21 protein-coding genes and 1 tRNA gene are annotated in these 25,120 nt (G+C 71.8%); 8 read left to right on the forward strand and 14 right to left on the reverse strand.

The genetic code is table 11. The features are described 5' to 3' along the window. Positions 1-576 (forward strand): lectin (locus FLW16_RS36615; protein WP_142565444.1); only part of this gene is annotated, 576 nt, incomplete at its 5' end. 138 nt (positions 577-714) lie between these two features. Here FLW16_RS36615 and FLW16_RS36620 read toward each other — a convergent pair. The 8 genes from FLW16_RS36620 to topA all read right to left on the reverse strand — a co-directional run bounded on the left by FLW16_RS36620 (position 715) and on the right by topA (position 13,745). Further along, complete coding sequence (locus FLW16_RS36620; protein WP_142565326.1) at positions 715-2,883, reverse strand: helicase-associated domain-containing protein; 2,169 nt, start codon at positions 2,881-2,883, stop codon at positions 715-717. Positions 2,884-3,039: 156 nt separating this feature from the next. Next, positions 3,040-3,891 (reverse strand): regulatory iron-sulfur-containing complex subunit RicT, encoded by an 852-nt coding sequence (locus tag FLW16_RS36625; RefSeq protein WP_142565446.1) that lies wholly within the window; start codon positions 3,889-3,891, stop codon positions 3,040-3,042. A 146-nt stretch (positions 3,892-4,037) separates the two neighbouring features. After that, entirely contained in the window at positions 4,038-5,582 is a 1,545-nt protein-coding gene (locus FLW16_RS36630) for a hypothetical protein (RefSeq protein WP_142565328.1), read from the reverse strand. Then, positions 5,579-6,091 carry a SigE family RNA polymerase sigma factor gene (locus FLW16_RS36635; RefSeq protein WP_260615986.1) on the reverse strand — a complete coding sequence of 171 codons (513 nt, stop codon included), beginning with the start codon at positions 6,089-6,091 and terminating at the stop codon, positions 5,579-5,581. The genes FLW16_RS36630 and FLW16_RS36635 overlap by 4 nt, the downstream gene beginning before the upstream one ends. Before the next feature lie 85 nt (positions 6,092-6,176). Further along, a complete protein-coding gene (locus FLW16_RS36640) occupies positions 6,177-7,349 on the reverse strand; it encodes a DNA polymerase III subunit delta' (RefSeq protein WP_142565332.1) in 1,173 nt (390 codons plus the stop codon). Positions 7,350-7,355: 6 nt separating this feature from the next. Next, the gene (gene tmk, locus FLW16_RS36645) at positions 7,356-9,419 is read right to left on the reverse strand and encodes a dTMP kinase (RefSeq protein WP_142565333.1); all 2,064 of its coding nucleotides are present in this window, start codon (positions 9,417-9,419) and stop codon (positions 7,356-7,358) included. 155 nt (positions 9,420-9,574) lie between these two features. Continuing rightward, the gene (locus tag FLW16_RS36650; protein WP_260615988.1) at positions 9,575-10,897 is read right to left on the reverse strand and encodes a metallophosphoesterase; all 1,323 of its coding nucleotides are present in this window, start codon (positions 10,895-10,897) and stop codon (positions 9,575-9,577) included. Between the two features lie 172 nt (positions 10,898-11,069). Then, positions 11,070-13,745, reverse strand: a complete 2,676-nt coding sequence (topA, locus tag FLW16_RS36655; protein ID WP_142565335.1) for a type I DNA topoisomerase — start codon at positions 13,743-13,745, stop codon at positions 11,070-11,072. 268 nt (positions 13,746-14,013) lie between these two features. On the opposite strand from topA, the gene FLW16_RS44730 reads away from it, so the two are divergent. Next, complete coding sequence (locus FLW16_RS44730; protein ID WP_079320786.1) at positions 14,014-14,199, forward strand: DUF5703 family protein; 186 nt, start codon at positions 14,014-14,016, stop codon at positions 14,197-14,199. A gap of 335 nt (positions 14,200-14,534) precedes the next feature. On the opposite strand, the gene FLW16_RS45660 is transcribed toward FLW16_RS44730, so the two are convergent. From FLW16_RS45660 to FLW16_RS36675, 3 genes are all read right to left on the reverse strand, one after another. Beyond that, positions 14,535-16,616: a chaplin family protein gene (locus FLW16_RS45660; RefSeq protein ID WP_142565336.1), complete on the reverse strand. Its 2,082-nt coding sequence runs from the start codon at positions 16,614-16,616 to the stop codon at positions 14,535-14,537. A 203-nt stretch (positions 16,617-16,819) separates the two neighbouring features. Then, positions 16,820-17,446 carry a hypothetical protein gene (locus tag FLW16_RS36670; RefSeq protein WP_142565338.1) on the reverse strand — a complete coding sequence of 209 codons (627 nt, stop codon included), beginning with the start codon at positions 17,444-17,446 and terminating at the stop codon, positions 16,820-16,822. 110 nt (positions 17,447-17,556) lie between these two features. Continuing rightward, positions 17,557-18,852, reverse strand: a complete 1,296-nt coding sequence (locus FLW16_RS36675) for a M20/M25/M40 family metallo-hydrolase (RefSeq protein WP_142565340.1) — start codon at positions 18,850-18,852, stop codon at positions 17,557-17,559. Between the two features lie 208 nt (positions 18,853-19,060). On the opposite strand from FLW16_RS36675, the gene FLW16_RS36680 reads away from it, so the two are divergent. Further along, positions 19,061-19,146, forward strand: a tRNA-Leu gene (locus tag FLW16_RS36680). Between the two features lie 188 nt (positions 19,147-19,334). Here the strand turns inward: FLW16_RS36680 and FLW16_RS36685 are convergent. Further along, positions 19,335-19,793 (reverse strand): helix-turn-helix domain-containing protein, encoded by a 459-nt coding sequence (locus FLW16_RS36685; RefSeq protein ID WP_221891462.1) that lies wholly within the window; start codon positions 19,791-19,793, stop codon positions 19,335-19,337. A gap of 81 nt (positions 19,794-19,874) precedes the next feature. Between FLW16_RS36685 and FLW16_RS36690 the strand changes: the two genes are divergently transcribed. The 3 genes from FLW16_RS36690 to FLW16_RS36700 all read left to right on the forward strand — a co-directional run bounded on the left by FLW16_RS36690 (position 19,875) and on the right by FLW16_RS36700 (position 22,361). Then, a complete protein-coding gene (locus tag FLW16_RS36690; protein ID WP_142565344.1) occupies positions 19,875-21,038 on the forward strand; it encodes an MFS transporter in 1,164 nt (387 codons plus the stop codon). Further along, positions 21,035-21,235 (forward strand): hypothetical protein, encoded by a 201-nt coding sequence (locus tag FLW16_RS36695; protein ID WP_142565346.1) that lies wholly within the window; start codon positions 21,035-21,037, stop codon positions 21,233-21,235. Before FLW16_RS36690 ends, FLW16_RS36695 begins: the two co-directional genes overlap by 4 nt. Positions 21,236-21,350: 115 nt before the next feature. Further along, positions 21,351-22,361 (forward strand): YbhN family protein, encoded by a 1,011-nt coding sequence (locus tag FLW16_RS36700; RefSeq protein WP_142565348.1) that lies wholly within the window; start codon positions 21,351-21,353, stop codon positions 22,359-22,361. Between the two features lie 3 nt (positions 22,362-22,364). Here FLW16_RS36700 and FLW16_RS36705 read toward each other — a convergent pair whose 3' ends face one another. After that, positions 22,365-23,006, reverse strand: coding sequence for a TetR/AcrR family transcriptional regulator (locus FLW16_RS36705; protein ID WP_142565351.1), 642 nt, complete (start codon positions 23,004-23,006; stop codon positions 22,365-22,367). A 32-nt stretch (positions 23,007-23,038) separates the two neighbouring features. Then, entirely contained in the window at positions 23,039-23,587 is a 549-nt protein-coding gene (locus FLW16_RS36710; protein ID WP_142565353.1) for a DUF1707 domain-containing protein, read from the reverse strand. 110 nt (positions 23,588-23,697) lie between these two features. On the opposite strand from FLW16_RS36710, the gene FLW16_RS36715 reads away from it, so the two are divergent. Further along, positions 23,698-24,387, forward strand: a complete 690-nt coding sequence (locus FLW16_RS36715; RefSeq protein ID WP_185949752.1) for a TetR/AcrR family transcriptional regulator — start codon at positions 23,698-23,700, stop codon at positions 24,385-24,387. Between the two features lie 34 nt (positions 24,388-24,421). After that, positions 24,422-24,838, forward strand: a complete 417-nt coding sequence (locus FLW16_RS36720) for a hypothetical protein (RefSeq protein WP_142565356.1) — start codon at positions 24,422-24,424, stop codon at positions 24,836-24,838. Positions 24,839-25,120 lie beyond the last annotated feature (282 nt).

Genomic DNA, 25,120 nt, shown 5'->3' on the forward strand with positions numbered 1-25,120 from the left:
CAGACCTGGACCACCGTCTCCTGCCCCGTCACCGGCGCGACCGGCACCCACGACCTCTACCTCAGATTCACCGGCGGCAGCGGCTACCTGTTCAACCTGAACTGGTGGCAGTTCACCGGCAACGACGGGCCGCCCACCAGCCCCTCGCCGTCTCCTTCCCCGTCCTCCTCGCCGACGGGCACTCCGCAGGCGACGAACGCGATCCGGGGCGTGGGCTCGGGCCGGTGCCTGGACGTCGCCGACGCCTCACAGGCCAACGGGGCGCAGGCGCAGATCTGGGACTGCAACGGGCAGCCCAACCAGCAGTGGACCTCCACCAGCGCCGGTGAGCTGCGCGTCTACGGCAACAAGTGCCTGGATGTGAACGGCGGCGCCACGGCGGACGGGACCAGCGTGATCATCTGGGACTGCAACGGCCAGAACAACCAGAAGTGGCGCCTCAACTCCGACGGGAGCATCACCGCCGTAGGCGCGAACAAGTGCCTCGACGTGTACAACAGCGGCACCGCCAACGGCAGCAAGGTCATCATCTGGACCTGCAACGGCCAGAACAACCAGAAGTGGACCCGCACCTGACGCTGTCCCCAGTCACCCTGGCTGCCAGAGGATCGGCCAGATGAGGGGCGGCGCGCCGAGCGCCGTCCCTCGGGCCGCTCACGGCCGGGGGGACGACACCACTCGCACACCCCGGCTCTCGGACCGGCCGGCCGCACGTCACGCACGTCGGCGAGCGGCCCGCTCGATGACCGCCGCCCCGGTCTCGGACTCCAGGGCCGGGGTGTAGCCGGCGGCGCGCAACCGGGCCAGGGTCTCCTCCTCGCTCACCGCGCTGATCAGCACGGTCGGGGCGATCTTGCGCAGGCCCAGCGTGCGCAGCGCCTGAGAGCGGGCGAGTTCCTCGACGAGCGCTTCGTCGTCGGAACGGAGGCAGCACCCGGAGCGCACCACCCGGACGCGCCCGTGCGTACGGGCGGTGTCCTTGATCAGATATTCCAGCGGTTGCGGCAGGGGCGCCTCGGCCACCTCGGCGAGCCGCGCGAGCAGGGCGTCGGCCTCGTGCCCCCGATCGAAGGCCCGGCGCACGGTCGCACCCGAGAAGCGCCAGACAACGGCGTGTCCCTCCGACTCGCGGTCGGCGACGTCGTCGAGCAGTTCGGCGAGCTCCGGGCCGGGCATCCCGCGGACCACGGCCGTCAGGTCGGCCTGGAAGAAGGCCGTGGCCTGCGCGGGCGGGAGCATGGCCGCCAGGGCGGCGGTCAGCGCGGGCTCCGGCGAGGTCCAGGCCTCACCACTGAGCAGCAGATCGCGTACGACACGGCCGACGCCGGTGAGGGCGCCCCCGGCGACCAGGCCGAGCGACTCGGCCTCACGCACGACGGCGCCGACAAGCTCGTCGTCCGCCCCCGACTCGGCGAAGTGGTGCGGGCGGTGCCAGGCCGCCCGTTCCGTCACGTACGGCAGGCCGTCGGCGGATACGCCCTTGCCCGGGGGAAGCGCGGCGAGCGCCTCGAAGACGGCGGCCCTGACGCCGACCGCGTTCGGATCGTCGGGCTCGGTGAGGGCGACCGGCGTCCCGGCCTCCTCCGGCCAGAACGTGTAGACGGCCGGTATGGTCGCCCAGGTGGCGATGATCGTGACCAGCCGCTCGACGGGGGACCGCTTCAGCCAGTCGTCGTACTCCGTCGTGGGCAGCAGGCTCACGACCGGCTCGGGTAGCTTGCCGCGATGGCCCTTCGGCCGCTGCACCGGCTCGGCATGCAGGCCGAGCAGTCCGGCCTGCGTTGCCAGGTCGAGCCAGAGCCGGGTGACGTCCTCGGCTACGCCGGCCGCCTTGGCGATCCGCCTGGTGTCGCGGACCGCGAGACCGCCGGCCTTGCGAAGGACGGGAGGCTGGTCGGCGCACGCGGCGAGCACGCGTTCGATCTGGGACAGCGCGGCGGTGGCGGCCGCCTGGGCGGAACCGTCGGCCCCGGCGGCAATGGGCAGACCGGCCGGGACCGGCGGCTCCGGGGCGAACGGAACGCGCAGCTCGCCGAGGGCGGCCACGGCGACCTCGATCGGCACCTCCGCCGTGTCGTGAGGCCCGGCGGGCAGGAGGAGCCCGCGCGCGGCCAGCCAGTCGGTGTTCGGGTCGCCGGAACCTCCGGGCCGGAAGGCGTACTTCGGCGCCTGCTGGTAGCCGAAGCCGCCGCGCGCCTGATAGGCGTGGGTGAGCACCTGCGATCCGTGCCCGATGATGTCGAGCAGCCACTCCCGGGCGTCCGCGGGGGCCTGTCCGAGCAGGGCCCGCACCCGCTCCTGGTCGGTGAGCAGGCCGAGCACGTTCCGCTCCGCGCCCTCCCGCGCCCTGGCCTTTGGGAATCCCAGGGTCTCGGCGATCGCGTGGACCTCCGGAGCGTTGAAGTGCAGCCTGATGAGCTCGGCCGCCGGGCGGCCCAGCCCCGCGGTCTCGGCGAGGTGCGCGTGGACGCCTGTGGAGACGATCACCTGGTCGTCATGCGGCGGAAGCACCAACGCCGTGTCGGCGAGCGCGTCAAGAGTGGCGGCGGCGCGCGCCCGCAGGGCGGGATCGCTCCCGGCCAGCAGGTCGAGCACCTCGGCGCGGGGCACTGCCCGTGTGGCCGGGTCCGCGTCATGCCAGAGGTTGAGCAGCGGCCCGTGCCGCTGTGCCGCCAGCCACGCGACGGCCGACAGCGCCTGGTGCTGAGGAAGAGTGCAGAACCGCGCGAGCGCGAGCGCCGCACGCGGCTGGAGCAGCAGCCGGGCGAGGTCCTGCGGGGTGATGTCGTCATCGGAGGTGAACCCCACCCGGGCGAGGATCAGCCGCCGGTCCTCTGGCGGCTTCGTCTCCAGCCATGTCGCAAGGCGGCGCCGGGTGCTCATCACCGCAGCGTATTACGCCGCATCCGGTGACCAGGCCTGTCCAGCCGCGCCGTCCGCACCCGGCCGGCCTGGCAGTCGTCCGGTCTGAACAGACGGCACGCCGCGTGAACGCCCACCCCAGCCACCTGAACGCCCACCCCAGGGGAAAGCCGCCCGCTACTCCTCAGGGTCGCTCACGGCCACTGCCTGCGCGTCGCCGTACATCGCGTCATGCTGCTTGCGTGGGGCGCAGACGCTGGCCTTGGAGCAGGCGCAGCGGCGGCCGCCCTCGTTGAGGCGGACGATGACGGAGTCGGACGGCACGTTGTGCCCCACCACCGTGCCCGGGCCCTGCGGGGTGTCCACCGCGAGGCCCGTGCGCGGCGCCGACGCCCGGAACTCCTGGTAGAGCGGGTGCTCGTACTTCAGGCAGCACATCAGCCGGCCGCAGGCGCCCGCGATCCTGAGCGGGTTGACGGGCAGGTCCTGGTCCTTGGCCATCCGGACCGAGACGGGCTCGAAGTCCTTGAGGAACGTCGCGCAGCACAGGTCGCGTCCGCAGGGGCCGATGCCGCCCTGGAGCCTGGCCTCGTCACGCGGGCCGATCTGCCGCAGCTCGACCCGGGCACGCAGGTTGCGGGCCAGGTCGCGCACGAGCGCGCGGAAGTCGACCCGGTGGGGCGCGGAGAAGTACACGGTGTAGACGTTGTCGGCGTCCAGGTAGTCGACGCCGACCACCTTCATCGGCAGCTCGTGCCGTTTGATCAGGCGCTTGGACACACTGCGGGCCTCCGCCCTGCGGCGGCGGTTGGTCTCGTCGCGGGCCAGGTGCTCCTCGGCCGCGATGCCCTGGCAGACGGGCAGGCCTTCGACGTCCTCACTCACGTACTGCGGCGCCCACACGCACTCGGCGACCTCGGGCCCGGAGTCGGTCGGCACGAGGACCTTGTCGCCCACCTTCGGAGAGTGGCCGCCCGGATCGAGGTAGTAGAGCCGTCCGTAGCGGGTGAAGCTCACGGCCATCATCATGCCCAAGCGCCGGCCCTCCTCGATCCGTACGGCTAACGCGTCCGAACCCACCATACGTGCCGTACGGCACCGGCAATCATCGCCTGTGGACAACCTCCTGCGGACCGGGAGGCCCGGCCCGCCGGAGGACTCCGCCTGCGGACCGTCTACCAGGCCGCCGGCCGCGCGACGCCGCCGTCGTCCGTGAACAGCCTGCGATATCCGGATTCCGTCACCTCTCCCGTCTCGTCCGGCCCGACCACCAGAAGGAGCCGCCCGGTGCCGTCCACATCGACACGCTCGAAGACAGGCCGTCTTTCCTCATCGCGATAGAGGGTCTGCACGGCCCGCCCGGTGGCGACGTCGTACGCCACGACCTCGGCGACCGCCCCCGCGAGCTTGGTCACACCCTGCACCCGCGCCAGCTTGCTCCAGCCCACCGTGGCCAGGACACGTCCTCCGTCCGGCGTGAGGGTGACATCGTGGATCCCGCCCGTCGTCGGGGCGGACGATTCCCCCAGCGTGATCGCACGCACGTCGTCGAGGCCGCCGGGGGTGCCGGTGTCGAGCACCCACACGGTGTGGGAGATCGAGCATTCCCAGGCGACCGCCGTCGCCGGGACACCGGAGGAAGGCGCCGTGCCCGAGGCCGGAGTCTCCGCCGGGACCTCCACCGTCCTGGCCGGTATCAGGCATGTCCACCCCTTGGGGAGCGGCGGAGCGGACGGCTCGGCCGACGCCGCCTCGGGCTGCTCGCGCGGCGCGGCCCCCGTCTCCGGCTCCGCCGAAGCGACCGGGAACGGCGCCGTCCCCGGTTCTGCCGGAGTCACGCGCGGCTCCGGCAGGACGCCGCCGTCGCCTTGTGGGAGAGCCGATTCGAGAGGGGCGGGGGATCCCGAGGTCGCCTCCGGCGTGGTTTCCGGCTTCAGAGACGCTTCCGTCGGGGCGGCCGGCTGCGTGATCGCCTCCGTCGACGTCCCCCAGACCACGCCCGCCCGGCGGAACACCAGGGTGCGCCCGTCGTCGCTCATCGAGACGTCCTCGACGGCGGACGCGTGTGCGGACGTCCAGGTACGGCTGTCACCGGTCGCCGTATCCGTGACGACCAGGGACGCGCCCTTGCCGCCCGGCGTGCAGGAAGACAGCCCGTAGGCCAGCGTGGAGCCGTCCCCGTTCACCGCGAACGAGGTGACGGCGGTGCCCTCCGGCGGCGTGAACGGGAGCGCGCCGATGGAGCCGACCTCCCCGCTGTCACTGAGACTGAACCGGTAGAAGCGGGACCGGCACGCGTCCTGCTCGGCCACGGCGTAGAAGAGGCGGTTGTCCCGGGTGGCCTGCACCTGGGTGAACCGCTCGCCCTCCGGCCCCGGCACCGTGGCCGTCACGTGGCCGTCGGCGACGCTCCTGACCGCCATGCCCCCGGAGCGGATCTGCACGAGGAAGGACGGCTGGGCGGCGGGGCCCGCCGTCGTGCCGGCGGCCGTGTCCATGGTCCCGCCGCCGTGGCGCGCGACGGCCGCCCCGCCCGCGACCGCGACCGTCACGGCGGCCGCCGCCGCGACCGGAAGCAACCAGGTCCTCCCCCGCGCGGCGCCCCCGGGCGTACGACGGCGGGCGGGGGCGGCGGCCGGGTCGAACGGCGGGACGGCCTCGACCGTCTCCCCCACCGCGTGGGCGGCGTCCTGCAACCGGCGGATGACGTCGTCGTTCATCGGGTCTCTCCCAGGAGGCGGCCGAGCGCGTCGAGCGCCCGGGAGGTGGTGGACTTCACGGTGCCCCGGCTGATCTTCATGACCCGGGCCGTCTCCTCTTCGGACAGCTCGGCGTAGTAACGCAGGACCAGGGCCTCCCGCTGGCGCCGGGGCAGGCGGTGGAGGGCCTCCATGACCTCCCGCCGCTCCGCGCCGAGGATCGCGGCCGACTCGGCCGACCAGACGGGCGGGTCGTACGTGCCGGCGAACCAGGACGGCAGCCGCCGCCTGCGCAGCACGGAGCGGGCGTTGTTCAGCACCGCGGCGCGCACGTAGACGAGCGCCTTGTCCCGGTCGCGCAGGCCGTCGAAGCGCCGGTGCAGGCCGAGGAACGCCTCCTGCACGACGTCCTCGGCGCTCTCCCGGTCGCCGACCATGATCAGGGCCAGCCGGGTGAGGCCGAGGGCGTGCTCGGCGTAGAGTCCGCTGATCGTGTCGTCGGCGCCCGCCGACAGGGGCGGGACGCTCACGGGCTCCCCGGGTTGCTGATCGAGATCGAGCGTTTCGGCCTTCATGTACCAGAGACGCCGTACGCCCGCCGGGGTTGCTTGCGTCCTAGGCGGGCGAGCGGAGAGCGAGGGTCATGGCCTCGACCGCGATCTGCGGGTTCACGTTGGCCGCCAGCCGCTCCCGGCACTTCATGATCGCATCCGTACGGCGGAGCGTCTGCTCGGGGGTGGACGCGCGCGCGACGGCCTCCACCTCGTGCCTGCGGTCCTCGTTGGCCAGCTCGACCGGGGCCCCGAACTGCACGGCCAGCACGTCGCGGTAGAACGCCACGAGTTCGAGCAGCGCGAGGTCGAGGGAGTCCCGCTTGATGCGGGTCGCCCGCGACTTCTGCATGGTCTCGAGTTCCTTGAGCGCTCCCGCGCCGCCCCGCACGAGGCCCTTGTTGAGCCCCTTGCCGGAGGAGCCCTCGCCGTAGACCTTGCGCAGCTCGGCGGTCTCGACCTCGTTCAGCGCGGTCGTGGCCGCGTCGGCGTCCTCGGTGGAGGTCTTCACCAGCCGCTCGGCGGCGGTGATGCACTCCGCCACACCGGTCAGGGATCGAGGGATCGACAGCACGTCGTCGCGCCGGCGCCGCGCCTCCTCGTCCAGCGCGAGCCGCCGCGCCCGGCCGATGTCCCCCTGGGCCGCCCGCGCGGCGTCGAGCGCCACGTCGTGGGGCACCCCGTCTCGGGTCACCAGCACGTTCGCGACCGCCTCGGTGGACGGCGTGCCCAGCGTCACGACCCGGCAGCGCGAGCGGATCGTGATGATCATGTCGTCCGGTGAGGGCGCGCACAGCAGCCACACGGTCCGCGGCGGCGGCTCCTCGATGGCCTTGAGCAGCGCGTTGGCCGCCGCCTCCGTCACCCGGTCGGCGTCCTCGAACAGCACGATCCGCCAGCGGCCTTGCGTGGGCGCCCCCGCCGCCTTGAGCACGAGTTCGCGCGTCTGGCGCACGCTGTACGACAGGCCCTCGGGCCGGACGAACGTGACGTCCGGGTGCGAACCCACCTCGACCTGATGGCAGTGGTCGCAATGGCCGCATCCCTGGTCGGGACAGAGCAGCGAGGCCGCGAACGCCGTGGCGGCCGCGGACCGCAGGGCCGGCCCGGCGAACAGCCAGGCGTGGGTCATGCCCGCGCCGCGGCCTCCGGCGATGACCTCCGCGGCGGCCGACGCGGCCCGCCGCATCACGTCGATCGCCCGATCCTGCCCGACTAGATCCCCGAAAACGGTCATGTGCGGCTACCCGAAGTCACGGATGGCGGGCATCGTGCCGGTGGCCTCCTCGGCCTCCTGCGGCACCGGGTCGGGCAGGATCTCCCGCACCCGGTCCTGGATCAGGCGCGTCACCTCCCGCTGGTCAAGCGTGCCGTCCACCAGGAGGTAGCGGTCGGGGTCGGCCGCCGCCAGCGCCCGGAACTCCCGCCGCACCCGCTCGTGGAACTCCAGCGGTTCGGCCTCGATGCGGTCGGCGGGCGAGGCCATCCGCCGCAGCCCGACCGCGGGCGGCACGTCGATGAGCACGGTCAGGTCGGGGACGAGCCCGCCCGTCGCCCACCTGTTGATCCTCGCGACGTCCTCCTGGTCGAGCGACCGCCCGGCGCCCTGGTAGGCCAGCGACGAGTCCACGTACCTGTCCGAGATCACTGTCGAACCGCGCTGCAGAGCGGGCCTGATGACCTTCTCCACGTGCTCGGCCCGGTCGGCGGCGTACAGCATGGCCTCGGCCCGCGGGGACAGGCCCTGGTGGGCGGCGTCGAGCAGGATCGCCCGCAACCGCATGCCGACCTTGGTCGAGCCCGGCTCGCGGGTCTGCACGACGTCGAAGCCCTGGTCGCGCAGCCAGATCGCGAGCAGCCGCGACTGGGTGGTCTTGCCCGAGCCCTCGCCGCCCTCGAAGGCGATGAACAGACCGCGCTCGGGGTCCGCCTCCTCCGGCACGAACCGCCGCCCGCGCAGGGCGGTCAGCAGGTCGACCGCGATGGGAACCCCCGGCCGGTCGTCCATGTGCCGCAGCGCGACCACCCCGACGGCGATCGCCAGCAGCGCGCCCAGGAGCAGCACGAGGTTCGTGCCGTCGAAGCGGTAGCTGATCCCGGCGACCGCGAGGGCGTGCGTGCCGAACAGCGCGGCCAGCGTCGAGGCCACCGCCACGACCAGCAGCAGCACCACCCGGGCCAGCGACTGCAGGAAGGAGAACGTGCGGCCGCGCAGCCCGTCCTCCACCTCCAGGCCGATCACCGTGTAGCCGATGATCCAGGCGATGCCGGCGCAGGCGCCCAGCACCACGGTCAGCACGACCACGACGACCAGGTTCTGGATGAGCGCGACGGCGGCCAGCGTCAGCCCCGCGAGCACGATCGACAACCCGAACAGCCGCCGCCTGGACAGGCCCTTCAGCAGCCGCAGGCCGAAGAACATGCCGAACGCCATGCCGAGGAAGACGGCGCAGAACACGGCGCCGTACCCCGCGTCGCCGCCGCCCAGGGCCTGCACGTACGCCTTGGCGACGCCGATGACGGCGCCCCCGGCGGCGAACGCCCCGAGCATGCCGATGATCAGTCCGCGCACGACGCGGTTGCCGCCGACGAACCGCCATCCCTCGGTGATCTGCCGGAACACCGAGGGCGTGGACACGTGCCTGACGTGGTTCTTCGGAATGGCCCGCAGCGTGAAGACCATCACGGCGGAGGCGAGGTAGGCCAGCGCGTTGGCGTACAGCGCGACGCTGGTGGCCGCGACGTCGAACGACGGGGCGGCCGCCGAGATCGTCGTGACCACGCCCGACACGATCGCGAACAACGCGGCGGCCACGGGCGCGGTGCCGTACGTGACGAGGAGGTTGAGCTGGTTGGCCTCCTCGAGCCGCTCCTTGGGCACGAGGTTGGGCACGGTGGCGTCCTTGGCGGGCACCCAGAAGAGGTTCACGCACTCGACCAGGAACGTCGCGATGATCACCCACTGGTAGTTGCCGACCAGCGGGATCGACAACACCACCGCGAACCTGGCGAGGTCGGCGACGACCATCGTCAGCCTGCGGTCGAACCGGTCGGCCACCGCTCCCGCGAGCGGGCCGAGCAGGATCGCGGGCAGCATCTTGGCGACGAAGACGCCGCCGATGGCGAGGCTCTGCGCCTGGAAGCCGGACCTCGCGGTGAGGTTACCGGCCAGGGCGGTCAGCGCGATGATGTTGAGCCAGTCGCCGAGGCTGCACGTCGCCATCGCCGTCCACAGTCTGCGGAACGGCGCGTTCGCCAGCACGTGCGGCTGCTTGCGGCGCGCGGCGGCCCGGCCAGTGGTGCTCATGATGTCAGCGTATCCAGGTGCTCGCTGGGCTTGGGAGACGGACGAGCGGGCCGCTGGGGCCTGCCCGTCGCCTGAGGGTATTACGTCCGCCTCGTCCTCGCTGTCGAGATGGCACCAATGCTCTGCCCGGTTCCGCTTCCGAACATCCGGCGCGGTCAGGCGCGCAGCTCGATGAGGGTGATCTCGGGCGGCGCGCCCACGCGGACCGGCGGCCCCCAGAAGCCCGCACCGCGTGTCACGTAGACCTGGGTGTCGCCGCCGCCCGTGCGCGGCACGCTCGCCAGCCCCGCCACCACGGGCTGCTGCAGCGGCACGAGCAGGTTGAACGGCGCCATCTGCCCGCCGTGGGTGTGCCCGGACAGCTGGAGATCGACGCCGTGCGCGGCGGCCTGCGTCACCTGGACGGGTTGGTGGGCCATGAGCACGACGGGCCGGTTCACGTCGCGGCCCCCGAGCGCCTTGTCGAGGTCCGGGCCGTCGCCCGACGGCACGCCGTTGAGGTCGTTGACGCCCGCGAGGTCCAGTACGGCTCCCGCGTGCCGGATCTCGACCCGCTCGTTGCGCAGCGGCCGGACGCCCAGCGAGCGCAACTCCTCGATCCATTCCTGGGGGCCCCCGGCGGTGTAGTACTCGTGGTTGCCGGTCACGAAATACGCGCCGTAGCGGGATTCAAGGGACCCGAGCGGCGTGGCGAGACGGCCGAGCTCGGCGACCGTGCCGTCCACCAGATCGCCCACGATCGTCACCGCGTCGGCCTGCAGGCCGTTGATCATCCGGACGATCCGCTCGGTGTGCCCCCGGCCGCTCAGCGGGCCGAGGTGGATGTCGCTGACGACCGCGATGCGCAGCCCGCTCATCCGGGGGTCGAGCCTGGGCAGGCGGATCGGCACCCGCTCGATCACCGGATCGCCCAGGGCCCGGCTCACGCCGTACCCCACGGTCGCGAGCGCTCCCGCGGCCACGACCGCGGAGGCCGTGCGGGAGATGAACAGCCGGCGGTCCATCGCCGGGGCGTCCGCCGCGGCCGCCTCCGCCGCCGGCCTGCCCGTCGTGGCCGTGCCGTTGGCGGTGAGGCCTCCCCCGGCCGCGGCTCCGGCGAGGACCACCTCGTCCACCGGCGCCGTCTCCCCCTCGGCCCGCTCGGCCGAAGCCGCCGTTTCGGCCATGCCGCGGCGTCTGGACACGACGAACGTCGCGACCGCCCGGGGCACCTCCATGACCAGGCCGAACACGAACAGGTAGAACATCACGGCCAGCCACAGGTAGCCGGGCCAGGCCACGACCCGCTCCACGTCCATGCCGAGGCCGAGCCGGCTCCCGGCGAAGGTCACCACCATCACGACGGCCATGACCACGAGCGCCCATGTCAGCACCCGGCGCGAGCGCGATCCCGGCGTCGTCGACGCCCTGACGAGCCGCCACCACAGATAGGCGTGCACGACGACGACGGCCGTCACAATCATGCCGACGAACCCCACGAGAACTCCCCTCGACCGGCTGGCGATCAAGGGCCGGCTGAGACGATGCTACGAGCTCACGCCGACGGCCGCGTCCGTTGTCCACAGCCGGGGACCGGCTGTGGACAGGCGCGGCGACACGGCGCGAAGCCGCGCCGGGCATGGCACCTCCCGCGAGACGCGGAAACCGGGGTCAGGACTTCCCGGCGGGCTTCTTCGCGGTGGTCCTGGTCCGGGGCGTGCGCTTGGTGGCGGGCGCCCGCTCCCGCCGCTCGGCCAGCAGCTCCGCCGCCCGCTCCAGCGTGATGTCCTCGACCGTGTCGCCCTTGCGCAGCGACGCGTTGGTCTCGCCGTCGGTGACGTAGGGGCCGAAGCGGCCCTCCTTCACCACGATCGGCTTCTTGGAGTTCGGGTCTTCGCCCAGCTCACGAAGGGGCGGCGCGGCGGCGGCACGGCCGCGTCCACGGGCCTTCGGCTGCGCGAACAGCTCCTTGGCCTGCTCGATCGTGATCGTGAGCAGGTCCTCCTCGGACGGCAGCGACCGCGAGTCGGTGCCCTTCTTGATGTAGGGGCCGAACTTGCCGTTCTGCGCGGTCACCTCCTCGCCGTCGATCTCGCCGACGATCCGTGGAAGCTGGAGCAGCTTGAGCGCCTGCTCCAGCGTGATCGTGTCCAGGTCCATCGTCTTGAACAGCGAGCTGGTCCGCGGCTTGGGCGCGTCCGCCTTCTTCGTCCGCTTCTTGCCGTCCTCCGGCGCCGGCTCCTCGGGCAGGATCTCAGTGACGTACGGGCCGTAACGGCCGTCCTTGGCCACGATCCTGCGGCCGGTCGCCGGGTCGACGCCCAGCTCGCGGTCGCCGCTCGGGCGCGAGAACAACTCCTCGGCCTTCTCGGCGGTCAGCTCGTCGGGCGCCATGTCCTCGGGGATGTTCACCCGGGCGCCGTCGCGGTCCAGGTAGGGCCCGTAGCGGCCGACCCTGATCACGATGTCCGTCCCCCTGATCGGGAACGAGCTGATCTCCTTGGCGTCGATCTCGCCGAGGTCGGTGACCATCTCCTTCAGGCCCTCGTCGCCGTCTTCGCCGCCGAAGTAGAAGCGCCGCAGCTCGGGCACCCGCTCGGCGCGGTCGTTGGCGATGTCGTCGAGGACCTTCTCCATGTCGGCCGTGAAGTCGTAGTCGACCAGGTTGCCGAAGTGCTGTTCGAGCAGGTTGACCACGGCGAACGCGAGGAACGACGGCACCAGGGCGGTGCCCTTCTTGAACACGTAGCCCCGGTCGAGGATCGTTCCGATGATCGACGCGTACGTCGACGGCCGCCCGATCTCCCGGTCCTCCAGCTCCTTGACCAGCGACGCCTCGGTGTAGCGCGCGGGCGGCTTGGTCGAGTGCCCGAGCGCGGTCAGCTCGGCCGCCGTGAGCCGGTCGCCCTCGGTCAGCGTGGGCAGGCGCTTCTCCGAGTCGTCGCGGTCGGTCGAGGGGTCGTCCGCGCCCTCCACGTACGCCTTGAGGAAGCCGTGGAAGGTGATCGTCCGGCCGGTGGCGCTGAACTCCACGTTCTCTCCGGCGCTGGACGTGCCGCCGACCTTGACCGACACCGACTCGCCGACCGCGTCCTTCATCTGGGAGGCGACCGTGCGCTGCCAGATCAGCTCGTACAGCCGGAACATGTCCCCGGACAGGCCGGTCTCGCCCGGCGTCCGGAACTCCTCGCCGGAGGGCCGGATGGCCTCGTGCGCCTCCTGGGCGTTCTTCACCTTGCTGGTGTAGACGCGCGGCTTGTCCGGCACGTACGCCGAGCCGTACAGCTTGATCGCCTGGCTGCGGGCGGCGGCGACGGCGGTCTCCGACAGCGTGATGCTGTCGGTACGCATGTAGGTGATGTAGCCGTTCTCGTACAGCCGCTGGGCCACCTGCATCGTGTACTTGGCGGAGAAGCCCAGCTTGCGGCTCGCCTCCTGCTGCAGCGTCGTGGTCCGGAACGGCGCGTACGGCTTGCGCGTGTACGGCTTGCGCTCGACCGACCGCACGGCGTAGTCCACGCCCTCCAGGCGGCCGGCGAGGGCCGTCGCGGCGGCTTCGTCGAGGTGGAGGACGTCGGAGCCCTTCAGCCTGCCGGTGGAGGCGAAGTCGCGGCCCTGGGCCACGCGCCTGCCGTCCACACCGGTCAGCGTGGCGGAGAACGTCCGGGTGTCGTCGCCCGCCCTGCCGGTGTCGAACAGCGCCTGCAGGTCCCAGTAGTTGGCGGCGGTGAACGCCATGCGCTCGCGCTCGCGCTCCACCACCAGCCTGGTGGCGACCGACTGGACACGACCGGCGGAAAGCCGCGGCTTGACCTTCTTCCACAGGACCGGGCTGACCTCGTAGCCGTAGAGGCGGTCGAGAATGCGCCGGGTCTCCTGGGCGTCGACCAGGCGGAGGTTGAGGTCGCGGGGGTTGGAGACCGCGTCCCTGATCGCGTGGGGGGTGATCTCGTGGAACACCATGCGGTGCACCGGGATCTTGGGCTTGAGCACCTCGCGCAGGTGCCAGGCGATGGCCTCGCCCTCCCGGTCCTCGTCGGTGGCGAGGTAGAGCTCGTCGGCTTCCTTGAGAAGCTGCTTGAGCTTGGACACCTGCGACTTCTTGTCCGGGTTCACGACGTAGAGCGGCTCGAACTCGTGGTCGACGTTCACCCCGAGGCGGGCCCAGGCCTCCGTCTTGTACTTCTCCGGGATGTCATCGGCCTTCTCCGGAAGATCGCGGATGTGGCCGATGCTCGACTCGACGATGTAGCCGCGCCCGAGGTACCCGGCGATCGTCTTCGCCTTCGCGGGCGATTCCACGATCACCAGGCGGGTTCCGCCGGCGTTGCCGTTGTTGGCTGGCACGCTGCTTCCTACCTCGCTGTCCGCTGTCGTTCCCCGTGCTGCCGGGCTTCGTACTCCCGGCTCATGACACCCTCGTCGTCCGGGCCGGGGGCGCTTACCCCCGTGGGGCGCCGACGAGGCGCCGCTTTGACGGTACCTGCCGCCGCACGTTCCTCCCCCTCGGGCTACCCGGTTATGTCCGGGAATGTAACCCGCTTGGCGCTGTTATCCACGGAGACGCAGAATAGAGCCCATCGAGTTCCCTAGCACGCCCCGGAGACCAATGGCTGTGCTCGACTACTCCTATCTGGACCTATATCTCCCTCGGGGCACCCCTCGTGAGGTGGCGAGGCAGATGCTCACAGAGCATGCCGAGCACGGAGACTGGGAACTGGAGCGGCTACGCCTTTATCCCGATGGCAGCAGGCGCGTCCGGCTGCGTCGGAAGATCATACGGGCCGCCCGGACCATGTGAGCCCCGGGGGCGCGGACGCCACGGTCAAAAGGGCTTTGCCCATCCGCAATGTCGTCGGTGCCATGACCGTAAGCGCTCCATCCGTCCCGAAACAGTACCCGACAAAAGAGCTTTGCCCGCCCCGGGCCGCGCCCCCGGAACGGGCAAAGCGTTCGTGCCTCCCTCCACTGGCCGTGGGGGGGCGTCCTGGTCGCCCGCGCCGGGAGCATCTGTCGGACACTCCCTGGCGCGGGCGAGTGATATCCCTCGCCTCCGTCAGCCGCGCGCCGCCGGGTCACTTCCGTACGGCCGTCGCCGCCGGAGGCGTTCCCGTGCCGTCACGCGCGGCCGTACGACTACTTGCGGCCGAACCGGAAGCGGCGGGTGACGGCGAACAGGCTCGCCGAGGCGGCGAACATGGCGCCGATGGCCAGGGCGAGGAACGACGCCGGGTTCATCCCGGTCAGACCGACGGGCTGCTCGGCGCTCATCAGCTTGAGGGGGCTCAGCTTGCCCAGCGGCAGCACGTCGGCGCTCTTCCCGAGGTCGCCCGTCGGGAGGTTGCGCGCCGTGTCGGCGACGGGCAGCGAGGCGGTCGCGTCCTCCAGCGTCTGGTTGGTCGGCAGCGAGCGAGTCGCGTCGTCGAGCGAGCCGCCGGCCTTGGAGACGGCCGCGGGCGTGCCGCCCTTGGCGCCCTTCCCGACAGGGACGGCGGGCAGGCTCGGCGTCTCCGGCAGGCCGAGCATGTTCGGCAGGTCGCCGACGATCGGAGCGGAGGGAGTGGCGGCGGCGCTCATCGGCTGCACCGTGTGCTTGCCCGACAGCACCGACGCGCCCGGCATGGCGGGCATGACCCCGCCGCGGGCGGCCTTGTGCTGCGCGTGAGCCCAGTAGCCGTGGCCCTTCCAACCGCCGCCCACCTGAGCGCCGCCCAGGCACCCCGCGGCGGCGTCGCCGAGCACGGCGACCGAGTTGCCGCAGACGTTGATCGGCGCGGTGATCGGGGCGACGATCTGGTTGCCCGCCAGGATCCCGTGCTTGCCCGAGGTGATGTTGCCGCCCGCACCGGCACCGCCGCCGAGGACCGAGGCGCCGCCCCGGCAGCCCGCGTGGGACCGGCCGATGACGCTCACCGCGTTGCCGCAGACGTTGATCGGGGCCGTGATCGGGGCGACCACCTGGTTGCCGCCGAGGATCGAGCCGCGGCCGGACGTGACGTTCCCGCCGGCGCCCCAGCGGCCGCCGTGCTTGCTCCAGCCGCCGATCACGGTCGCGCCGCCGCGGCAGCCCGCGAAGGCGTGACCGACGATCGCGACGGCGTTGCCGCAGACGTTGATCGGCGCGGTGATCGGCGCGACCACCTGGTTGCCGCCGCCGACGCTGTGCACCCCGCTCGTGCGGTTGCCGCCCGCGCCGCCACCGGACCAACCGCCGGACCAGCCGCCGTGCCCGCCGTGACCACCGTGCCCGCCGTGACCGGGCGTGGAGCCGCCGTGGCAGCTGCCCGAGCCGTTGCCGCACACGTCGGTCGGCGTGGTGATCGGCGCGACCACCTGGGTGCCGCTGCCGGCCGAGTAGCGGCCGTCGGTGTCGTGGCCGGTCGAGCCGGGACGGTGCCAGTGACCGCCTCCGTGGTGACCGCCGTACCCACCGTGGCCCCCGTGACCGCCGTGACCGCCGTGACCGCCGTGGCCGTGTCCGCCGGAGCCGCCCACGGACGAACCGCCGCGGCAGCCCGAGAACGCGTCGCCGAGGACCGCGACGGAGTTGCCGCAGACGTTGATGGGCGCGGTGATCGGCGCGACCACCTGGTTGCCGCCCAGGATCGAGCCACGGCCGCTGGTGCGGTTGCCGCCGGCGCGCACGCCGTCACGGCCACCCCCGACGAAGGCGCCGCCACGGCACCCGGCGGTGGCGTCGCCGAAGACGGCGATCGAGTTGCCGCACAGGTTGATCGGCGCGGTGATCGGCGCGACCACCTGGTTGCCGCCCCCGATGCTGTGCGCCCCGCTGGTGCGGTTGCCGCCCGCGTTCGCGCGCCGTCCCGAGCCCTTGACCGCCGCGCCGCCCCGGCAGCCCGCGTCGGACCGGCCGAAGACGGACACCGCGTTGCCGCAGGCGTTGATCGGGGCGTTGATCGGCGCGACCACCTGGTTGCCGCCGAGGATGCTGCCCTCACCGGAGGTCCTGTTGTGTCCGGCGCCCACGCCTGCGCCCTGTGCGGTCGCGCCGCCCAGGGAGGAGGCCCGGGAGTCGCCGGCGACCGCCACCGCGTTGCCGCTGATGTCGATCGGCAGGGTCACCGGGATGTCGACCTGGTTGCCGCCGAGCACCGAGTGACTGCCGTCGGTGTCGGCGAAAGCCGTACCGCTGCCAAGGGCCATGACGCCGGCGGCCAGAAAAGCCGCGGAGGCCGAGCCCTTCGCCCACGTTCGCATGATGAATGCTCCTAGTGGTTCTTCTAGGGGGTTACCTGACAGCTCGCGACGCGTGTCCAGGCCGCATGAGCACAGCGGAGCCGTGGACGTCACGAGGATGGGAAATTCCGCGTCACCCGCGGGAGCCTGCCGCCCGGGCACCACGAGCGAGGGCAGGCTGTGGCACCGGTCGCCGTACGACGGGGACCGGCACGAAGGCGGGATCAGTCAGGAGAGAAAGACGGGTCGTCCGCCGCTGTGCGGACCACCGGGGGAACAACCGCCGCCAGTGGGGCGGGCAGCTTGGTGAAGCGCGGTTCGAACACATCCCGCGCGACATCCCCGAACAGGATGTTTCCACCGCTCGACTGCGGGACCAGGCCCTGGTCTGCGGGCGCGTGGTCCGCGGTGGAGGGCGGAGGGAGCAGAGGCTTCGACTGGCTGGTGAGCCCGTCGACCGTGCGCCCCGCCATCGCCTCGGCGTTCACCGAGACGTCGTCCGCCGCCGTGGGGAAACCGTCGATGCTCTTCCCGTGGGACTCGACCGCGCCCGGCGAGGGCGGCAGACCGAGGTCCGGGCCTGAGAGACGATCGGGAAGAACCGACCCGGCGACGTCATGTGAGGGTGCGGTCCCGGCCACGGACGTCGCCGTGCCGAAGACACCGAAGATCACACCGAGCAGCCATCCGGCGGCGATCAGCCCGCCGATGACCAGCAGGCGGCCCAGACGGGAGCCGGCCGCGAACCGCGCCATCCGGCCCCGCTCCGCAGAGCCGGGAGACGTGACGCGCACATCGGGAACGGCGGCGGGCGAGTTCGCCCCCCGCTGTTCCTGCGACGTGCGCGTCACGCGACCTCCCCAAACCGCTGAGTCAACAGTCCGCTGGGTCAACCCGGTGCGGATCCGACCCCCAACGGAGAGTTACTGTAGCGGCACGGCACGTGATCGCAAGAGCTTTCTCAGCAGTATTCGAGGAAACGGTCAAGGACCCTGACGCCAAACCGGAGCGAATCAACCGGAACGCGCTCGTCGACGCCATGGAACATCCCGGAGAAGTCCAAGTCTTCGGGAAGCCGCAGCGGCGCGAAGCCGTAGCCGCTGATGCCGAGGCGGCTGAACGCCTTGAGGTCGGTGCCGCCGCTCAGCGTGTACGGCACGGCCCGCGAGCCCGGGTCCTCCTCCTGCAGCGCGTCGGCCATCGCCTTGACCAGCGGGCCCTTGAAGGGGGTCTCGACCGCCACATCGTGGTAGACGAACTCCCTGGTCACGTTCGGTCCGAGCAGCTCGTCCACGGTCTGGAAGAACTCGTCCTCGTACCCCGGCAGGAACCTGCCGTCCACGTGCGCGGTCGCGATCTGGGGGATGACGTTCGCCTTGTAACCGGCCTGGAGCATGGTCGGGTTGGTCGTGTTGCGGAGAGTGGCGCCGATCATCCGGGCGAGCGGCCCGAGGGTGGCCACCGCCGCCTCCGCGTCCTCCGCCTTGACCTCCGTGCCGAAGACCTCCTCGAAGAACGCCTGCACGGTGGGCGTGAGCCGCACCGGCCACTTGTGGCGGCCGAGCCGGCCGACCGCCTCGGCGAGCTCGGTCACGGCGTTGTCGTCGTTGAGCATCGAGCCGTGCCCGGCCCTGCCCTTGGCGGCCAGGCGCATCCAGGCGATGCCCTTCTCCGCCGCCTCGATCAGGTACAGCCGGCCCTTCTCGGTGGTCACGCTGAAGCCGCCCACCTCGCCGATGGCCTCGGTGCAGCCCTCGAAGACCTCCGGATGCCGCTCGGCCAGCCACTGGGCGCCGTAGTGGCCCCCGGCCTCCTCGTCCGCCGTGAAGACGAGGACGACGTCCCTGGGCGGCCTGCGCCCCTCGCTCAGCCGCCGCCGCACGACGGCGAGGATCATCGCGTCCATGTCCTTCATGTCGACCGCCCCGCGGCCCCAGACGCAGCCGTCGGCGATCTCGCCGCTCAGCGGGTGGTGGGTCCAGTCGGCGGCGTCGAACGGCACGACGTCCAGATGGCCGTGGAGAACCAGGGCGTCCCTGCTCGGGTCGGCGCCCTCGACCCGGGCGACCACGTTCGCCCGTCCGGGATCGGACTCGAGGATTTTCGGCTCCAGGCCGACCTCCGACAGCTTGCCGGCCACGTACTCCGCGGCCTCGCGTTCCCCGGGCCCCGCGTTGTCCCCAGCGTTGACCGAGTCGATGCGGATCAAGTCGCGGCACAGCTCGGCGACCTCGTCCTCCCCGTAGCGTGGGGTCATTACGCCTCCTCCTGCGGGCGGGCCGCTCAGCGGCCCCCGCCTTTCCCGTCGTACGGCTCGCGCCTCCATCCTGCCGCCGTACAGGCGTGACGTTCACCCCCGGGATCCGGCGATCTACGCGAGGGCCGTTTCCCGGTATGAAGCAGGGCCGAGAGAGTGCTAACCTGTATCAGCCGACGCGGGATGACGATTCCGCGTGAGGCACCACGTCCGGGTGGCGGAATAGGCAGACGCGCTAGCTTGAGGTGCTAGTGCCCAGTGATGGGCATGGGGGTTCAAGTCCCCCCTCGGACACTCACTTCGGTGCATGTTGGGCCTGGCCTCGACTGCGATCACCCTCTCTGGGGAGTTGTAGACGAGGTTCGGGCCCATCTGTATGTAGAGGTCGTTCCGCCCGGCGGGGTCCGCCTTCCTGATGACCGCAACCAGCTCGGCCAGCCGTGGGATCACCTCCGCGAGCGCGACTGCGCTGCCCCTCGACATCAGCGGTCCTTTCGCACGGAGGTCGTGTCGATGTCAGCGGGATCGCCGCTTGAGCCCCTCGGCTGAAGCTCCGGAAGCGGGAGACCAAGTTCGTCGACGAGGACGGAGTGGGGCTCGTCGGGGGCGAAAGCATGACGTTCGCCCCACTGGCGCAGGGCCACGATGACGGTGAACAGGTCGCGCCCGGCAGGGGTGAGTGTGTAGAGCTGCCGCTTGCCCGATGGTGCGGTCTGCCGATCCAGGATGCCTCGCTCGACCAGCCGCCGGAGCCGGTCGGTGAGGATGTTGCGGGCGATGCCGGTGCGCTGCTGGAAGTCGGTGAACGACCGCGCGCCGTCCATAGCGTCGCGGACGATGAGCAGGCTCCAACGATCACCGATCACGTCGAGGGTTCGCGCTACCGGGCAGGTCGGGTCGGTCCAGGTCACATCCTCGGCACTGATCGCGATCTGAGTCATCACACCTCCCGAAGAGTTGCCGATTGAAACCATTCTGCCGTAGCTTCAATCAGTTGCAATCTGCTACTAATTGGGGGGCGGATGGGCCTGACCATCGGCCGAAGGACGTTGTTCGCCGCGGTCTGCGCGGTCGCCGTCGCGAGCATCTACGCCGCGCAGCCGGTTCTCGCCCAGATCAGAAGCGATCTGGGCGTACCGGATGCTCGCCTGGGATGGATCGTCGCTGCCGGGCAGCTCGGTTATCTGGCAGGACTGGCCGTTCTCGTCCCGCTGGGCGACGTGATCGACCGGCGCAAGCTCATGGTGGGGCACCTTCTGCTGACCGCGGTGGGTGCGGTGCTGGCCGCGACAGCCACTCGGACCTGGGTGCTGCTCGTCGGGCTGGCGGTCGCGGGCCTGTTCGCGGTAGTCGTGCAAACGACGGTCGCCTACGCCGCCGCCCTGTCCACGCCCGAGGAGCGCGGCCGCAACCTCGGCGTGGTGACCTCCGGTGTCGTCATCGGCATTCTCGGAGCACGTGTTGCGGCCGGCGCGCTGGCCGCGGTGTGGGGCTGGCGCAGCGTGTACGTCGCGCTCGCCATGCTCCTGGTGACGCTGGCGTGCCTCGTCCTGAGAACGCTGCCGACGGACACGCGCGCCGACCACGCCACGTATCGACAGGTGCTGACGTCGCTTGGCGGACTGTTCCGCGAGCGCGTGTTCATCTCGCGCGGGCTGATCGCGTTCTTCCTGTTCGCTTCCTTCGGCACGCTGTGGAGCGGCCTGACGCTACCGCTCGCGGCCGCGCCCTGGCATCTGAGCACGGCGCAGATCGGCCTGTTCGGCCTTGCCGGCCTGGCCGGCGCTCTCGGCGCCGGACGGGCGGGACGCTGGGCCGACGCCGGATTCGCGAGCGCCGTCACCGGCGGAGCACTCGTTCTCCTCACCGCCTCATGGCTGGCCATCGGGCAGGCGTTGTGGTCGCTGTGGCTCGTCGTCATCGGCGTGGTCGTGCTCGACTTCGCCGTCCAAGCCGTGCACGTGAGCAACCAGCACGTGCTCACCATGACCCACTCACGCCGCACCAGCAGCGTCGTCGGTGGCTACATGATTTTCTACTCCCTCGGCTCCGCCCTCGGGGCCACCACCACGACCACCGTGTTCGCCCGCGCCGGTTGGACCGGCTCCAGCATCCTCGGCGCGGCCTTCGCTGCCTGCGCACTCGTGATCTGGGGATTCAGCCGCCGGGGAGATCGAGGACGGTGACGAGTCGTTTCCGTGGCCGCGGTCGCGCCTGCGTGGCGGCGCGCGTCTTCGAGGCCTCGTGCCGCCGGCGGCTGCGCGTGCCGCCCCCTCGCGCGGCGGCCGCCCTGGCGCGGCGGCCCGGCCCGCCTGAGCCGACGAGGCGGATGGACGCACTCGACCGCCTGCTGTTCAAGGCCCCGGGCCCGTTCGGGAAGTGAGCGCCGGCTGCCGGAGGATCCGCCCCCGGCCGGGGAAGACCGCGATGCTAACCTAAGTCAGTCGCTTGATTTAAAGGCGCATCACACCCCGACCGCGCAACGGAGAACCCCGCGCATGTCCCCTGCCTCCGTCGCCCACGCGGCGCGCAGGCTCAGAGGCGCCGCCGCCGCCGGCGTGGCCGGAGTGGCGCTGTTCGCCCTCAGGGACAGGATTCCCGACCCGGACGCGGTCTGGGCGTCGGTCCAGAGGGTGAACGCGGGCTGGCTGGCGGTCGCCGTGGTCGCCGAGGGCCTCTCGATGAGGCTCTTCGCGGGGCTGCTGCGCCGCCTGCTCAGGAGCGGCGGCATCAGCCTCACCCGGCCGCGCTCGGTGGCCGTCGCGTACGCGCGCAACGCCGTGTCGAGCTCCCTGTCCGCCGGACCGGTGCTCTCCGTCGCGTTCACCATCCGTGAGCTCGGCCGGCTCGGTGCGTCCAAACCGCTGTCGGTGGCGACGCTCGTGCTCAGCGCCGTGTACTCGACCACCACCTTCGCCGTGCTGGGGGTGGTCGCGCTGCTGGGCGGCGACGCGACCCGTATCCCGGCGCTGATCGCGCTGGCCGCCGTCGCGGCGGCCGTCCTCGCGCTGGTGCGGCTGCGCCGGCGACGCGGCGGACGCCGTTCCGGCGCCTCCCTGCGGATCCGCGCGGCCAGGGACGCGATCAGGCCCACCGGCAGGGACCGGCTGGTCCTCGCCGTCCTGGCGCTGGCCAACTGGCTTCTCGACGTGGCCTGCCTGGCCGCCGTGTGCGCGGCGGCGGGGGTCGGGCTGGGGCCGCACACCGTGCTGCTCGGCTACGTGGCGGGCAAGATCGCGGCGACGGTCGCGGTCATCCCCGGCGGCCTCGGCGTCACCGAGCTCGGCATGGCCGCCACGTTCGTCGGAGCGGGTGTCACCGGCAGCATGGCGGCGGCCGTCGTCGCGCTCTACCGGCTGATCTCCTACTGGGCCGTGCTCGCCGTCGGCTGGATCGCCTGGCTGCTGCTCCGCGACGGGGTCCGGGCCCGGCTGGCCGCGGCCGGGCGGTGGCTGCTCGGCGTCGTCGGCCGCCATGAGGACGAGGCGGGCGTGCGCCCGGTGGGGTGAAGCTCACGAATCCCGGGAAACGGGTGCGAGCCACAGCCCGACGAGCGCGTCGATCAGCCCGGTCGCCGTGCCGTGCCAGCTGGATCTGGGCGTGGGAGCCCCTTCGGCGAGGGCGCGCTCGCGTTCCGCGCACACGTGCGTGATCAGCTGTCGTGCCATGTCGCTGCGCTCCGCCCGGACTTCTGCGGGCAGTTCGGGCAGGCAGCGGATGAACCCGTCCATCGCCTGCCGCAGCGAGGCGGGCGTCTCCTCTGCGATGATCGCGCGCAGCGAGGGATCGGTCACCACTTGGGCGATGAAGCGGGCGTACCAGGTCGGGTTGCCCTGCGCGGCCAGATGCTCGGTGACCGGGCGGACCAGGCAGGCCACCCAGTCGCGTACGTCGGCGGAGTCGCCGATCTCGGCCAGCATCCGCTCGCGTATCCGATCGACTGGCTCGGCGTGTCTGCGGGCGATCGCGCGTACGAGATCCGCCTTGGTGCCGAAGTGGTAGCCGACCGCGGCGTTGTTGCCCTGCCCCGCGGCCTCGCTGACCTGGCGGTTGGACACGGCGAACACGCCGTGTTCGGCGAACAGCCGCTCCGCCGCCGACAGAATCCGCTCGCGGGTCTCGCTGACCCGTTCGGCCCGTAACTTACCGGTCATCCTCACTACCGCATCGGAATCGACGCGGTAAGTCAAGCAATTGAATTAAACGCCTCCCGACGCTCGCGGGCGCGGACCGCCAGGGTCACGGGCACCGCGTGGCCCAGCACGCCGACGCCCCAGCCCAGGATGGGCCAGATCGGCCACGGATACCAGAAGTCCGTCGCCCGCCCGACGGCGAGCCAGATGCCCACCATGAGAAGTGATGTGCCCGCGTAGACGCCGGCGTGGATGCGCACACCGAGCCTGGCCGCCCTGGTCTTGCGGGCCCGGCGCCGCGCCCGGTCCCTCGACGTACGCAGCTTGGCCGGCAGGTCGGCGAGGAGGGCGTCGAGCTCGGTGCGGTGCCGGGCTCGCGTGGCGACGTCGAGGCGCTCGTCGAACTCCTCCTTGGTCAGATAGCCGGCGCCGAACGCGTCGCCGAGCAGTTCGACGGCACGGTCGCGCTCGGCGGCGCCGGCCCTGGGCGCGGCGGCCGGGGCGGCGGCGGACCTGGAGCGCAGCGCTGTGCCGGAGTCGATGTCCAAGGGAGCCTCCAGGGTCGGGCGGGCGATGACCGCGAACGCGAATAACCTGAGCATCGCACGAACGCTTTCGCTAACGCAATACGCTAGAGTTAACATATGTCAACAGAAGGGGAGGCAGACCGATGGAGGGGTCCTCGACGACCAGTCCTTCACGACGCCAGAGGGTGCGTGACGCCACGCTGCGCGAGCTCATCTCGGTGAGCCGCGAGATCCTGACGACCCAAGGCGTCGAAGCGCTGACGATCCGGGCGGTCGCCCGGGAGGTGGGGATGACCCCGCCCGGCGTCTACCGCTACTTCGACGGCCATCGCGCCCTCCTCGACGCGGTCATCGTGGCGATCCTGGACGAGCTCACCGAGTTCGTCGCCACCCGGGTCGGCGAGGTGGACGAGACGGACACGGCGGGCAGGCTCATCGTCGCCAGCAGGGCGTTGCGGCGCTGGGGGGTGGACCACCCCCGGGAGTTCCACCTCTCCCTGGTCGTGTCGCCGCCGGAGGAGGAGAGTCAGGCGGTCGTCCGGGCGCGAGGCCAGGTGGGCAAGCTGTTCGGAGACATCTTCGCCGGAGTCTGGCGGGACTACGGCGACGCCTCCCCCGCTCCCTGGCGCCGCGAGCCGCGGATCGAGCCGCTGGCCGAGCGGCTCGTCCAGATCCTGGAGATCACGATGCCCTCCACCACCGCCGCGACCGCCTTCACCCGCTGCTGGATGCGGCTCTACGGAATGGTCTGCCTGGAGTCGCTCGGCCTTCCGCGGATCATCGGCGACGAGGCGGGCGATCTGTTCGAGGCGGAGCTGGCCGACCTCGCGCGGGCACTCGGCCTTCCCGAGGCCGCCCTGAACAGCGGTCGCTGACGTCCCCCACCCCCCATCCCCACAGGAGTGCCCGATGACCCCTCTGCAGCTCAGTCAGCCGACCCAGTTGATCGCCGGAGCCGTCCTGCTGACCGTCGTGACCATCGAGTTCGGCGGGTGGTTCCTCACCCGGATCGTCCGCGGCGCGGTGCCGATGACGCCCTTCCAGCAGACGTTCGCCCGCGCCGGGCACGCGCACGCGGGGGTGCTGGTCACCCTCGGGCTGGTGTGCCTCCTCTTCGTCGACGCCACCGGCCTCGGCGGCGTCGCCCTGTGGACCGCCCGGCTCGGCGTGCCGGCCGCCGCCGCGCTGATGTCCGCCGGATTCTTCCTGTCGTCCCTCGGACGGGACGTGACCCGGCCGAACCGGCTGATCATCCTGCTCTGGCTCGGCGCGCTCTGCCTGGCGGCGGGCGTGCTGACCCTCGGCATCGGCCTGCTGACGACCTGACCGGGGCACCCGGTCCACGAGATGTGCATGAGACCGGATTCCGGGGGTAAGCGAGAGCGGGAGGGTGCGCTACGGGACCCGCGCGGGACGGCGGCGGACAGGTCATCCGTCACGTCCCGCGCGGGCCTCGCTCACCTGTCGTGGACGGTGACCACGTACCCGTGTACGTCTGCCTGGAACTGCTCGACCAGCGGCCGGGGCCGTCCAACGCCGAACTGGCACGACCTCCTGCTTGGCCACCTGGAGCGGATGACGGACGCCTTGGACGCCCGCCCTCGGAGT

The organism is Microbispora sp. KK1-11 (assembly GCF_006874435.1).
GTDB classification, from domain to species: Bacteria; Actinomycetota; Actinomycetes; order Streptosporangiales; family Streptosporangiaceae; genus Microbispora; species Microbispora catharanthi.

Excerpts from the sequence above, each read along its gene's own strand:
- FLW16_RS36620 (WP_142565326.1), bottom strand. The coding sequence starts at position 2,883 with ATGAGCACCCGGCGCCGCCTTGCGACATGGCTGGAGACGAAGCCGCCA.
- FLW16_RS36625 (WP_142565446.1), bottom strand. The coding sequence starts at position 3,891 with ATGATGATGGCCGTGAGCTTCACCCGCTACGGACGGCTCTACTACCTC.
- FLW16_RS36630 (WP_142565328.1), bottom strand. The coding sequence starts at position 5,582 with ATGAACGACGACGTCATCCGCCGGTTGCAGGACGCCGCCCACGCGGTG.
- FLW16_RS36640 (WP_142565332.1), bottom strand. The coding sequence starts at position 7,349 with ATGACCGTTTTCGGGGATCTAGTCGGGCAGGATCGGGCGATCGACGTG.
- tmk (WP_142565333.1), bottom strand. The coding sequence starts at position 9,419 with ATGAGCACCACTGGCCGGGCCGCCGCGCGCCGCAAGCAGCCGCACGTG.
- FLW16_RS45660 (WP_142565336.1), bottom strand. The coding sequence starts at position 16,616 with ATGCGAACGTGGGCGAAGGGCTCGGCCTCCGCGGCTTTTCTGGCCGCC.
- FLW16_RS36675 (WP_142565340.1), bottom strand. The coding sequence starts at position 18,852 with ATGACCCCACGCTACGGGGAGGACGAGGTCGCCGAGCTGTGCCGCGAC.
- FLW16_RS36685 (WP_221891462.1), bottom strand. The coding sequence starts at position 19,793 with ATGACTCAGATCGCGATCAGTGCCGAGGATGTGACCTGGACCGACCCG.
- FLW16_RS36690 (WP_142565344.1), top strand. The coding sequence starts at position 19,875 with ATGGGCCTGACCATCGGCCGAAGGACGTTGTTCGCCGCGGTCTGCGCG.
- FLW16_RS36700 (WP_142565348.1), top strand. The coding sequence starts at position 21,351 with ATGTCCCCTGCCTCCGTCGCCCACGCGGCGCGCAGGCTCAGAGGCGCC.
- FLW16_RS36705 (WP_142565351.1), bottom strand. The coding sequence starts at position 23,006 with ATGACCGGTAAGTTACGGGCCGAACGGGTCAGCGAGACCCGCGAGCGG.
- FLW16_RS36710 (WP_142565353.1), bottom strand. The coding sequence starts at position 23,587 with ATGCTCAGGTTATTCGCGTTCGCGGTCATCGCCCGCCCGACCCTGGAG.
- FLW16_RS36720 (WP_142565356.1), top strand. The coding sequence starts at position 24,422 with ATGACCCCTCTGCAGCTCAGTCAGCCGACCCAGTTGATCGCCGGAGCC.